This is a genomic window from Microvirga sp. jy35 (genome assembly GCF_056148915.1).
Map to the genome: position 1 here is coordinate 60,515 of NZ_JBWBEW010000011.1, position 12,057 is coordinate 72,571.

Genomic DNA, 12,057 nt, shown 5'->3' on the forward strand with positions numbered 1-12,057 from the left:
CGCGGAGCTTGTGAATTACGGCCGCTTCGCCCATGAATGCGGCCCATGTCTCATTCCGGTTCCTCCCCAGCCCACAAGGTTCGGTCAGGCGTCCTCGTCGGCATCGGCCTGATGCTGCTCGGCGTCTTCATGTTCGCCATGAACGACGTCATGGGAAAGTGGCTCGTGGCCACCTATTCCGTCGGGCAGGTTCTGCTCCTGCGCAGCATCGCGGCGCTCATGGTCCTCCTGCCCCTCATGCGCCGGCAGAAGGTTCCGTTCGAGATCCCGCCGCAGCCAGGGCTGCATGCGGTGCGCATCACCCTCTCGACCCTGGAGGTGGCCTGCTTCTATTGGGCCGTCACCTATCTGCCGCTGGCGGACGTGATGACCTATTACCTGGCCGGACCGATCTACGTGGCGGCCTTCGCGGCATTCTGGCTCGGCGAGAAGATCGACAAGCCGCGCATGCTTGCCATCGCCTTCGGCTTCGTCGGCGTCCTGATCGCCCTGCGGCCATCGAGCGCCACCCTGTCACTTCCGGCCCTCATCGCACTCGCAGGAAGTCTCTTTTACTCGCTTCTCATGATTACGACCCGCAAGCTGCGGGAGACCCACGACGCCACCCTCGTGCTCGGTCAGATTCTCGGAGCCCTGATCTTCGGGCTCGTCGCCGCGCCGCTCGCCTGGGTCACGCCCGGTCCGCTCGATCTCGCCGGCCTCTTCCTGCTCGGCATCGTGTCCATGGTAGCGCATGTCTGCGTGAACAGGTCGCTGAAGATCGCACCGGCATCCGTGGTTGCTCCGTATCAGTACACCCTCATCGTCTGGGCAATCGTGCTGGGCTATCTGTTCTTCGGCGACGTCGTAGGGTTCTGGACGCTCGTGGGTGCCGGCGTGATCTGCGGCGCGGGTCTGGTCCTGCTGCTGCTCGAACGCGAGGCCGCCCGGCGCGGGCGGGAGGCGAAAGACATCGACACGCCGGTGCTGCCTGAGGCTTGAGCCTCCTGCCGGATCATCCTTTCTGATTATGGAAGTATCCGGAACCGGCCTTGACATGCTGCAGTGCAAAGCCGTCAATGGCGCAACAACAGAACGGGGAGACAGATGCGCCTAGGACTTAAAATCGCTGCCGCCACGGCAGGAATTCTCTTTGCGTCTTCAGCCTTTGCTCAAGACATCAAGATCGCTCTGATTGCCGGCAAGACCGGTCCGCTCGAGGCTTATGCCAAGCAGACCGAGGCCGGCTTCATGATGGGCCTCGAGTACCTGACCAAGGGCACGATGGCCATCAACGGCCGCAAGATCAACGTCATCGTGAAGGACGACCAGCTCAAGGCTGATCTTGCCAAGACGCTGCTGGAGCAGGCCTATAACGACGACAAGGTCGACCTTGCGGTCGGCACCACCTCGTCCGCCGCGGCTCTCGCCATGCTCCCCGTCGCCGAGGAGAACGGCAAGGTTCTGATCGTGGAGCCCGCCGTGGCCGACGCGATCACCGGCGAGAAGTGGAACCGCTTCATCTTCCGCACAGGTCGCAACTCGACGCAGGACGCCTATGGCGCGGCGGCTGCGGTGCCGGCAAGCGGTGATGTGTCGATCGCCACCCTCGCGCAGGATTATGCCTTCGGCAAGGACGGCGTTGCGGCCCTGAAGAACGCGCTCGCGCAGATCCGCCCGAACGCGAAGGTCGTGTTCGAGGAGTATGCTCCGCAGAACGCCACAGACTTCACTGCCTCCGCTCAGCGCATCTTCGACGCGCTGAAGGACAAGCCGGGCAAGAAGATCATCAACATTATCTGGGCCGGCCAGCATCCGCTGCCGAAGATCGCCGACCTGAAGCCCGAGCGCTTCGGCATCGAGATCGCACCCGGCGGCAACATCCTGCCGGCCATGCAGATCTACAAGAACTACCCCGGCATGGAAGGCGCGGTGTACTATTATTATGCGTTCCCGAAGAACGCGATGAACGACTGGCTCGTGGCCGAGCACCAGAAGCGCTTCAACGCTCCGCCGGACTTCTTCACCGCAGGCGGATTCGCGGCGGCGTCTGCTGCCGTCACGGCCATTCAGAAGGCCGGCGGCACCGACACCGAAAAGCTGATCACGGCCATGGAGGGCATGACCTTCGAGACGCCGAAGGGACCGATGACCTTCCGCAAGGAAGATCATCAGGCCATGCAGGAGATGTACCACTTCAAGGTCAAGGCCAACGGCAAGGACGCGAACGACCTGCTCGATCTCGTCGCCACCATCCCGGCCGACAAGATGCCGGTCCCGGTTCGGAACAAGCGTTAAGCACTCGTGACCCTATCGACGACAATGACGCCCGCGCTTGAAACGCGCGGGCTTACCATTCGCTTCGGCGGCCATGTGGCCGTCAGCGACGTGTCGTGCCGCTTCATCCCCGGCACGCTCACGGCCATCGTCGGCCCCAACGGCGCCGGCAAGACCACCTATTTCAACCTGATATCCGGCCAGCTGCGCGCCACCTCAGGTCAGGTGATCGTCGGCGGCGAGGACATCACGGGTCTTGCCCCATCGGCCCGCACCAAGCGTGGGCTCGGACGGGCCTTTCAGCTCACCAATCTGTTCCCGCAGCTCACCGCGCTCGAGAATGTGCGCCTGGCGGTGCAGAGCCGAGCCGATGCGGGATGGTCGCTCCTCAAGGTCTGGAACACGCGCCGCGATCTGATCGAGCAGGCGGAGGCGGTCCTCGAGCGCGTGCGCCTGGCCGACAAGCGCCACATCGCGCCGAAAGCCCTCTCGCACGGTGACCAGCGCAAGCTCGAGGTTGCGCTTCTCATCGCCATGGAGCCCAAGGTCTTCATGTTCGACGAGCCAACCGCCGGCATGAGCGTGGACGAAGTTCCGACCATTCTCGAACTCATCAACGACATCAGGCAACGCGGGGACGCGACCGTGCTCCTCGTGGAGCACAAGATGGACGTGGTGCGCTCGCTCTCCGACCGCATCATCGTGCTCCACAACGGCGCCCTCGTGGCCGACGGCGATCCCGCCGAGGTCATCGCGTCGCCGGTGGTGCAGGAAGCCTATCTCGGCGTGGAGGTCGCCCGTGACTGAACCGCTGCTGCAGCTCTCCGATGTGCACACGCATATCGGTCCCTATCACATTCTTCACGGCCTGGATTTTGCGATTCCGGCCGGCGAGCTGACCATGCTGCTCGGCCGCAACGGTGCGGGCAAGACGACGACCCTGCGCACCATCATGGGCCTGTGGCAGGCATCGTCCGGCCGTATCCGCTTCGATGGCAGCGACATCACGGCAAGATCTACGCCGGACATTGCCCAGGCCGGGATCGCCTATGTACCGGAATCCATGGGCATCTTCACGGATCTCACCGTGCGCGAGAACATCGTGCTCGCTGCCCGCAGCGGCCCCGTGGACAAGAACCGCCTTGACTGGCTCCTTGGGTTGTTTCCCGCGCTCAAGCGCTTCTGGAACCTGCCGGCAGGCAATCTCTCCGGCGGGCAGAAGCAGATGCTCGCCATCGCCCGCGCCATCGCGGAGCCCCGCCGCCTGCTGCTCATCGACGAGCCTACCAAGGGCCTCGCTCCCGTGATGGTGCGCAGCATGATCGAGGCTTTCAGGGCCTTGAAAGCCTCGGGCGAGACCATCCTGCTCGTGGAGCAGAACTTCTATGCGGCCTCGGCGCTCGGCGACAATGTGGTCGTGATGGACGACGGACGCATCGTGCATTCCGGCGCCATGAGCGATCTCGTGACGGACAAAGACATGCAGCAGCGCCTGCTCGGCCTCTCTCTGGATGCGCACCAATGAGTGACATGGCTGCCCAATCCTCGGCCCCAGCCGAACTCCCCCGCGCCAAGACCGATTGGCTGCCGCTGCTGCTCATTCCGGCCCTTGCGCTCCTGGCGCTGCCCTTCGTCGGCAGCCCCTCGACCTGGGTGACGCTCACGGTCGCAGGGCTTGCCATGGGCATGATGATCTTCCTGATGGCCTCGGGGCTCACCCTAGTGTTCGGCCTCATGGACATCATCAATTTCGGCCATGGCGTCTTCATCTCCCTCGGCGCCTACGCGACCCTTCTGGTTCTCGGTCCCCTGGCCGGCTGGGCGCTGTCGGACTCCATCGGGCTGAACCTGGCGCTCCTGGGGCTGTGCATCCTGGTTGCAATGACCGTCACGGCCCTCGCCGGAGCAGTCTTCGAGCGCGTGATCGTCCGTCCGGTCTATGGCAGCCACCTGAAGCAGATCCTGGTCACCATGGGCGGCCTGATCGTCACGGAACAGCTCATCCACGCCATCTGGGGCGCCTCGCCGATTCCGATTCCGCTGCCGCAATCCCTGCGCGGTGCCTTCGTGCTCGGCGACATCGTCATGGAGCGTTACCGGGTCATTGCGGTCGTCATCGGCCTTGTGGTCTTCCTCGGCATGCAGCTGATCCTCAACCGCACCCGGATCGGCCTTCTCATCCGCGCCGGGGTCGAGAACCCGGAGATGGTCGAGGCGCTGGGCTACCGCATCCGCCGGCTGTTCGTCAGCGTCTTCATCGCCGGCTCGGCGCTCGCCGGCTTGGGCGGCGTCATGTGGGCGTTCTACCGCCAGACGCTCACCGCCGGCATGGGCATGGAGGTGATGGTGCTGGTGTTCATCGTCATCATCATCGGCGGCCTCGGCTCGGTCGGAGGCTGCTTCGTGGGCTCCATCCTCGTGGCGCTCGTGGCCAACTATGTCGGCTTCATCGAGCCGAAATTGGCGCTGATCTCCAACATCCTCGTCATGGCCCTCGTCCTCGTCTGGCGTCCCCAGGGCCTGTTTCCGGTAGCACGCCGATGAGCACTTCCCCTGCCCTCCCTCTAGCCTTCGACGAGACCCGCCGGCGCGGCGGGATCCTGACCGGGCTGCTATCCTCCGACCTGCCCCGGTCGCGGGCCCTGAGCTTCATTCTGCTTGCCATCTTCGTGCTTCTGGCCGCGACCCCGTTCCTGTTCTCGGGGAGCCAGCCCGTGGGCACGGCGGCGAAGATCTGCGTGTTCATCGTGCTAGTGGCGAGCTACGACCTGCTGCTCGGCTATTCCGGCATCGTGTCCTTCGCCCACACCATGTTCTTCGGCATCGGCGGCTACGGCATCGCCATTGCACTCGAGCGCGTGAGCCCCACCTGGGGTTCGGTCGGCATCGGCCTGGCGGCGGCGCTCGGCCTGTCAGCCGTCCTGGCGATCGCCATCGGACTGCTGTCGCTCCGGGTGCGCGCCATCTTCTTCTCGATGATCACCCTGGCGGTCGCGTCTGCGGCGGCCGTTCTGGCCTCTCAGCTGTCCGACATCACCGGCGGCGAGGACGGCCTGTCGTTCCAGCTGCCGCCGGCCCTTCGCCCGGCCTTCCGGCTCTTCTCGGAGCCGGTCTTCGGCACCATGATCAACGGACGCCTGCTAGCCTATTATCTCGTCTTCGTCGTCGCGCTTGTCGTCTTCCTAACCCTGCTCCGCATCGTGAACTCGCCCTTCGGCCGCGTGCTGCAGGCGATCCGCGAGAACGAGTTCCGGGCGGAGGCACTGGGCTACCGGGTCGTTGCCTACCGCACGGCCGCTTCCGTCATCTCGGCCCTGGCTGCGACGGTCGCCGGCGCACTCATGGCGCTGTGGCTGCGCTACAATGGGCCCGACACCACCCTGTCCTTCTCCATCATGATCGACATCCTGCTCATGGTCGTCATCGGCGGCATGGGTACCATGTACGGCGCCGTCATCGGGGCGGCCCTGTTCGTGCTGGCCCAGAGCTACCTGCAGGTGCTGATGGGGGCGGGAAGCGCGGCTCTCGCAGGCATCCCGCTCCTGCCCAACCTCATTCATCCAGATCGCTGGCTTCTGTGGCTCGGCGCCTTGTTCATCATCAGCGTCTACGCCTTCCCAGGCGGGATCGTCGGTCGCTTGAGACAAGGCAAACCCTAAAGGCCAAGCGGGGAAACTTAGCCGATTTCGAACGTTTTCCTCCAAGGCGGAGGAAGCGCCATGAGTCGTGCCTTTGTTCGTGAAGCCGAAGGTGGGGAAGCCTTCGAGGACCTGCCTGATCGGTCGATCAGCCCTCACCATCTCGTCACCCCGGCGGGGCTGGCCCGCATGGATGCGGAAATCACCTCTCTTGAGAAGCGCCTTGCGGACGCACAGCTCAGAGACGACAAGGCCGAACTCGCCCGTCTCTCCCGCGACCTGCGCTACTGGTCGGCCCGCCGGGTCTCAGCCGAGGTGGTGCCTCCACCGACCGACACGTCGCACGTCCGCTTCGGAGCCGAGGTCACTTTCGAGCGCGAGGATGGACGACAGCAGACCTATCGCATCGTCGGTGAGGACGAGGCCGATCCGGCGAAAGGCAGCCTCTCCTACGTGTCGCCTCTCGCGCAGGCGCTCATGGGCAAGGAGGTCGGGGATACTGTCATCGTAGGGCAGGGTCAGGCCGAGATCGTTTCGATCAAGATCTGAGATCCTCAGGCCCTCGGCTCATGCAGGGTCCTTGAGCGGCACGACATTGTCCGTCGCACCGGCTGCCTCGTCGGCGGGGGCAGCGGCCAGAAGCTTGTCCCGCAGCATCAGGTCGAGTTCCTGCTGTATCTGTAGGAACTCGCTCCACTTGGATGTCGTGATCAGAGCACAGATCTCGACCTTCGGCTTCTCCTCATGCCCCTCCCTCAGCCGCGCCTGGACCGAACCGCTCTCGATTCTCGGGTGCTCCGCCACCAGGGCCGCAATGGCCTCGATCTCGTGCCGGATCGCCGCCGTATCCGCGGCCACCAACCCGATGACCCGGTCGTAGGGCATACGGTCCCGGTTTGTCAGGTTGATGATGTTCATGTTCACGAAGGTTGCGTTCGGGATCGTGATCAGGGTCCGGTCGAGCCCCCTGATCCGGGTCGAGCGGATCCCGATCTCCTCGACCCGGCCTTCGAGAGTGCCGAACCGGCAGAGATCACCCACACGAACCGGCCGGTCCGCATAGAGGATCAAGCCTCCGATGAAGTTCTCCAGCGTCGGCTTGGCCGCAAGGGCAACCGCCAGGCCACCGACGCCCAGACCGGCCAGGAGGCCGGCCAGGGGGATGCCAAGATGGGAGGCGCCGTAGATGAGGAGGGTGATGGCGACGGCAAGGCCGGCAATCCGAACGGCAGCCCGTGCCAAATGCGCGTCGATGCTCTTCGTTGCAGACAGGTAAAGCCTGCCGGCTATGGCATTGGAGAACACGAGGACGGCCCAGATCATGGCGAGATAGGCGATCCCCTCGGCTACCTCCTCGACGATGCTGTTGACCCGGCCCGTCAGGTTGATCTGGTTGTCGCTCATGAAGCGCACGAACAATGCCGCCACTGCGACAGCGCCTGGCACGATCACACCCGCAAGGACCTGCACTGCGCCGTTTTGAGAGGAGGACGCATTGCGCGCCAGGGATCGGATTCCGAAAACTGCTCCGGCGGCGAGGCCGGCCACGAGAGCGAATGCGATCCATTGCCAGATTGCCTGCCCCTCGATCTCGGTTCTCAGGGACGCCGGCAGGGCCTCAATCACGCTGAACCATTTCGGCGGCAGCAGATGGCCAGGGGATTGGCTGAAAAAGTCGTAGAAATCCGTTTGTGCCCCGCTCAGGTTGGGCTCGTTGCGGATCAGGCGATAGAAGCCCTCAAGCCCAAGAATCGTCCCGCTGGAGAACAGGTACTCCCCGGCCCTCGGTCCGTCTGCCATGCGCACGATCCGAAGGTCCGTTCCGGGCACACTCCAGTTTGCCGGCGGCTTTCCCGCGACCTCGTCGTCACCCGGGATCCTCCCCGGGTCCGGCAACGGGACGCGGTCGAGGATCTCTTTCAGAAGGATGACTGACTCAAGCCGCCGATGCTCCAGTTCGACCGGAGGGATATCCCCTAGGTCGAGGGTTTGGGAGGCTCTGACCAGCAGGGCATCGGCCTCCGCAACCTTCTTGGTAACGCTCTCGCTCCAGGACAGGCCTGGTTCGGACCTGCTCTCCCGATAAGCCTCCATGAGCAGGGCGGTTGCTCGCGAAACGTCGCCCCGGAAGCTGTCCAGAGTGGCCCGGGGGCTCGACGTCTGCGCCGGAGAGAGGAATCCGAGGCCGCTCAGCGCCTGAGGCGTCCCGAAAATCTGCAAGGCGATGAACAGGACCAGCAGAAGCGCGCCCACCAGCGGGACTGCCATCTCGCGCAGTGCTTGTCGCAGGGAGATCATCATGGCGCCTTCCCGATCATGGGGATCCAAGGGCGCCATCCTAGTCCAACAGACAGGCGCTTCCAACCGATGGCGGATTTTCCTCCCCCCTGGAGACAGGATTCAGGTTGCTGTCCGATGCGGAACCACGGCGGTTGCCTCGATCTCGATGCGGGCGGCCTTTTCCACAAGGCGCACAACCTGGACGAGCGCCATGGCAGGATAATGGGTGCCGAACACATCCCGATACGCCCGGCCGAGTTCGCGCAGATTCGCGAGGTATTCATCGATGTCGACGACATACCAGGTCAGTCGCACCAGATGCCGGGGCTCGGCACCGCCCTCCGCCAGAATCGCCTGGATGTTCTCGAAGATCTGGCGCGCCTGCGCAACGAAGCCATCGGCAAAAGAGTAGGTCTCATCCCAGCCGACAACGCCCCCGGTGACTACGATCCTGCCATCGGCCATCATGCCGTTGGCATAGCCCTTGGGTGTCGGCCAGTGCTTCGGGTTGAGAACTTCGGGACCATCGTCAGTGACGGGCACGGGAGCATCCCCAACAGCAGCTGTCATCGGCATCCTCCCTCTCAATGATTGGATTGCTGTGCGTGCATCTTCAGGAGCTCCCGCGCGATCACGATCTTCTGCACTTCCGTCGCTCCCTCGTAGATCCTCAAAGCCCTGATCTCCCGATAGAGCTCCTCGACCTTCACGCCCTTAGTCACGCCGAGGCCGCCGAAGATCTGGACCGCCCGGTCGATCACGCGTTGCGCCTCCTCCGTGGCGTGCATCTTTGCCATGGCAGCCTCGCGGGTCACGCGCTCCGCGCCCTGATCCTTGGTCCACGCAGCTCGGTAGACGAGGAGCGCGGCACTGTCGACGCCGGTTGCCATGTCGGCAAGCGAGGCCTGAGTCAACTGGAGCTCACCCAAAGGAGCCCCGAAAAGCTGGCGGGACGAAGCGTGTTGCAGAGCCTCGTCGAGCGCGCGGCGGGCCAATCCCAGGGCTGCAGCTCCCACTGTCGAGCGGAAGACGTCGAGGGTCGCCATGGCAAGCCTGAACCCATGACCCGCACCTCCGATGCGCTGCGAGAGCGGTACCCGGCAGCCTTCGAAGCGAAGGGTGGCAAGGGGATGGGGCGCGATGACATCGATCCGGTTCTCGACCGTCAGTCCCGGCGTCTGCGCATCGGCCACATAGGCCGACAGCCCCTTAGCCCCGGGTGCCTCGCCTGATCGGGCAAAGACGACATAATGATCGGCGATTCCGCCGTTCGAAATCCAGGTCTTCACGCCGTCGAGGCGCACATGATCCGGCCCATCGGGAGTTGCCGTCGTGCTCATGGCGGCCACATCCGAGCCCGCGTCCGGTTCGGACAATGCAAAAGCCGCAATCGCCTCGCCCCGGGCAACCGGCGGCAGGTATCTCTCCTTCAGCGCTTCAGAGCCGAACAGGGTGATCGGACCAGTGCCGAGCCCCTGCATGGCGAAGGCGAAGTCCGCCAAGCCGTCCTGATAGGCCAGCGTCTCGCGGGCGAGGCACAGGGTGCGGACGTCGAAGGTTGGAGACAACCCGCCATAGGCCTGCGGCACGACGGCCCTCAGCCATCCGGTTTCACCAAGGCGGCGAACGAGATTGCGGCAGGAGGCGTCCACGTCATGGTGCTCGACAAGGGAGTGGACTTCCCGTGCAGCCCAGTCGCGCAAGCTTTCGGCAAATTGCCGATGACGATCCTCGAAGAAGGGCCAGGAGAGAAAGCTCGTATCAACCACGTCAATCTCCCTTGAAGACCGGCTTTTCCTTGGCCGCGAAGGCGCGGTAGGCGCGCGCAAAATCCTCGGTCGTCATGCACAAGGCCTGCGCCACGGCCTCGGCCTCGATGGCCTCCTCGACCGACATGGCCCATTCCATCGCGAGCATGCGCTTCGTCATCGTATTGGCATAGGTGGGACCCGTGCCGATCATCCGGGCCAGGTTGTGCGCCTCGCCCAGGAGTTCGCCGGAATCGACCATACGACTGAAGAAGCCCCACCGCTCGCCTTCCTCGGCGCTCATGAAGCGGCCGGTATAGAGCAGCTCCGAGGCCCGACCCTGGCCGATGATGCGCGGAAGAATGGCGCAGGCGCCCATATCGCAGCCAGCAAGGCCCACCTTGTTGAACAGGAACGCCACCTTCGCGCCAGGCGCCGCGAGACGGATATCGGACGCCATCGCCACGATGGCACCCGCGCCGGCGCAGATGCCCTCGACAGCCGCAATGATCGGTTGGGGAGCAGCCCGCATGGCCTTCACCAGCTCGCCGGTCATGCGCGTGAAGGCGGTGAGGCCCTTCGTGTCCATTTCGACCAGCGGGCCGATGATCTCGAAGACGTCGCCGCCGGACGAGAAATTCCCCCCGGCTCCCGCCACCACGATGGCTTTGACGTCCTCGTCCTTGGCACAGGCGTGGAAGAAATCCGCCAGCTCGCGGTAGCTCTCGAAGGTGAGCGGGTTCTTCTTCTCCGGACGGTTGAGCGTGACCGTCGCAACGGGTCCATCGACAGCCAGGAGGAAATGGCGCGGCTCATAAGTGGCGAGCGGCAGCGTGACGGAATTGGCAACCTGCATCACTGTGCTTCTCCATTGATCGCGCGCCGTGCCGACAGCTTGGTCTTTCCGAGGAGCCGCATGAGCTCGCTCCGGTCTTTTTCCGTGAGTCCACCGAACAGATCGGCGATCCAGAGTTCATGCTCGGCCGCCATGGCACGGAACTCGGCGCGGCCGCTCCCCGTCAGGCTGATCACCGTCGCTCTCCTGTCCGTGGGAGAGACGGTCCGGGCGATGTGGCCGGACGAAACGAGCCGGTCGACGAGCCCGGTGAGATTGCCGTTCGAGACCATCATGCGCTTCGAGAGATCGGACAGGGTCATCCCGTTCGGCACCTTGTCGAGCTGCGCCATCAGGTCAAAACGCGGGAGGGTGACGTCGAATTGCTCGCGCAGGCGACCGCGCACCTCACCCTCGATCAGGGTGGTGCAGGTGAGAAGGCGGAGCCAGAGGCGCAGTTCTTCCCGGTGATCCTCCGGCATCTCGACCGCCTTTGTTTCGGCGTCGAGCGGAATCGCCTGATCGTCCATCTCAGATTTCCCCCCCGGCCACCACGACGGCTTGTCCCGTCACGGATCGCGCTTCCTCGCTGCAGAGCCAGAGCACTGCCCCAGCCACCTCCGACGGATCAATCAATCTGCCCTGCGGGTTATGCTTCACGAGTTCTCCCAGTGCCTCTTCTCGGGTCCTACGGGTCTTCGCCATGATCGTCTCGAGGCTCTCTGCCACGAGATCGGTGTCGGTAAAACCCGGACAGACGGCATTCACGGTGACCCCAGTCCTGGCAGTCTCAAGGGCCAGGGCACGAACGAAGCCGATGACAGCGTGCTTGGCGGCGCAATAGGCGCTCACATAGGGATAGCCCTTCAGGCCCGCCGTAGACGCGACGGCTACGATCCGTCCGAAGCCCCGATCGGTCATCGAGCCCAATACCGCCTGAGCCAGGTTCGTGACACCAAGCAGGTTCACGTCAAGCATCTGCCGGAAGATCTCGGGGCCCGATTTCATGAAAGGCGACGAAGCCGCCCCTCCGGCATTGGCAATCATCAGATCGATAGGCCCATAGCGCGAGACCGATTCCTGCACGGCGGCCTGAACCCTCTGCGCGTCCGTGACGTCTGCCACGGCAGCCGCGTGAGCATCGCCCTGCATGATGGCCTGCTCGAGCGTTACGGGGGTGCGGCCGACGATGGTCACGGTCGCTCCCGCTTTCACGAGAGATGCTGCGATGGCCCGGCCGATCCCGCGGCCGCCCCCCGTGACCAGTGCATGCCGACCTTTGAAACTTGCCATGGTCATC

13 protein-coding genes are annotated in these 12,057 nt (G+C 64.3%); 7 read left to right on the forward strand and 6 right to left on the reverse strand.

All coding sequences use genetic code 11. The features are described 5' to 3' along the window. Positions 1-45: 45 nt before the first annotated feature. From AC0QTX_RS11200 to greA, 7 genes are all read left to right on the forward strand, one after another. Entirely contained in the window at positions 46-981 is a 936-nt protein-coding gene (locus AC0QTX_RS11200) for a DMT family transporter (RefSeq protein ID WP_474603900.1), read from the forward strand. Positions 982-1,086: 105 nt separating this feature from the next. Further along, on the forward strand, positions 1,087-2,277 hold the full coding sequence (locus tag AC0QTX_RS11205) for a substrate-binding domain-containing protein (RefSeq protein WP_474603901.1): 1,191 nt from the start codon (positions 1,087-1,089) through the stop codon (positions 2,275-2,277). Between the two features lie 24 nt (positions 2,278-2,301). Further along, complete coding sequence (locus AC0QTX_RS11210) at positions 2,302-3,063, forward strand: ABC transporter ATP-binding protein (RefSeq protein WP_474603902.1); 762 nt, start codon at positions 2,302-2,304, stop codon at positions 3,061-3,063. Then, a complete protein-coding gene (locus AC0QTX_RS11215; RefSeq protein ID WP_474603903.1) occupies positions 3,056-3,781 on the forward strand; it encodes an ABC transporter ATP-binding protein in 726 nt (241 codons plus the stop codon). The genes AC0QTX_RS11210 and AC0QTX_RS11215 overlap by 8 nt, the downstream gene beginning before the upstream one ends. Then, complete coding sequence (locus AC0QTX_RS11220; protein ID WP_474603904.1) at positions 3,778-4,800, forward strand: branched-chain amino acid ABC transporter permease; 1,023 nt, start codon at positions 3,778-3,780, stop codon at positions 4,798-4,800. The genes AC0QTX_RS11215 and AC0QTX_RS11220 overlap by 4 nt, the downstream gene beginning before the upstream one ends. Continuing rightward, on the forward strand, positions 4,797-5,915 hold the full coding sequence (locus tag AC0QTX_RS11225; protein WP_474603905.1) for a branched-chain amino acid ABC transporter permease: 1,119 nt from the start codon (positions 4,797-4,799) through the stop codon (positions 5,913-5,915). The genes AC0QTX_RS11220 and AC0QTX_RS11225 overlap by 4 nt, the downstream gene beginning before the upstream one ends. Positions 5,916-5,975: 60 nt before the next feature. Beyond that, a complete protein-coding gene (gene greA / locus AC0QTX_RS11230; protein WP_474603906.1) occupies positions 5,976-6,443 on the forward strand; it encodes a transcription elongation factor GreA in 468 nt (155 codons plus the stop codon). Positions 6,444-6,461: 18 nt separating this feature from the next. Here greA and AC0QTX_RS11235 read toward each other — a convergent pair whose 3' ends face one another. The 6 genes from AC0QTX_RS11235 to AC0QTX_RS11260 form a co-directional block, all read right to left on the reverse strand. Next, on the reverse strand, positions 6,462-8,195 hold the full coding sequence (locus tag AC0QTX_RS11235; RefSeq protein ID WP_474603907.1) for a mechanosensitive ion channel family protein: 1,734 nt from the start codon (positions 8,193-8,195) through the stop codon (positions 6,462-6,464). A gap of 99 nt (positions 8,196-8,294) precedes the next feature. Further along, positions 8,295-8,744 carry a RidA family protein gene (locus tag AC0QTX_RS11240; RefSeq protein WP_474603908.1) on the reverse strand — a complete coding sequence of 150 codons (450 nt, stop codon included), beginning with the start codon at positions 8,742-8,744 and terminating at the stop codon, positions 8,295-8,297. Positions 8,745-8,758: 14 nt separating this feature from the next. Further along, a complete protein-coding gene (locus AC0QTX_RS11245; protein WP_474603909.1) occupies positions 8,759-9,943 on the reverse strand; it encodes an acyl-CoA dehydrogenase family protein in 1,185 nt (394 codons plus the stop codon). A 1-nt stretch (position 9,944) separates the two neighbouring features. Further along, the gene (locus tag AC0QTX_RS11250; protein WP_474603976.1) at positions 9,945-10,778 is read right to left on the reverse strand and encodes an enoyl-CoA hydratase family protein; all 834 of its coding nucleotides are present in this window, start codon (positions 10,776-10,778) and stop codon (positions 9,945-9,947) included. Next, positions 10,778-11,287, reverse strand: coding sequence for a MarR family winged helix-turn-helix transcriptional regulator (locus AC0QTX_RS11255; RefSeq protein WP_474603910.1), 510 nt, complete (start codon positions 11,285-11,287; stop codon positions 10,778-10,780). Before AC0QTX_RS11255 ends, AC0QTX_RS11250 begins: the two co-directional genes overlap by 1 nt. A 1-nt stretch (position 11,288) precedes the next feature. Further along, complete coding sequence (locus tag AC0QTX_RS11260) at positions 11,289-12,056, reverse strand: SDR family NAD(P)-dependent oxidoreductase (RefSeq protein ID WP_474603911.1); 768 nt, start codon at positions 12,054-12,056, stop codon at positions 11,289-11,291. Position 12,057 lies beyond the last annotated feature (1 nt).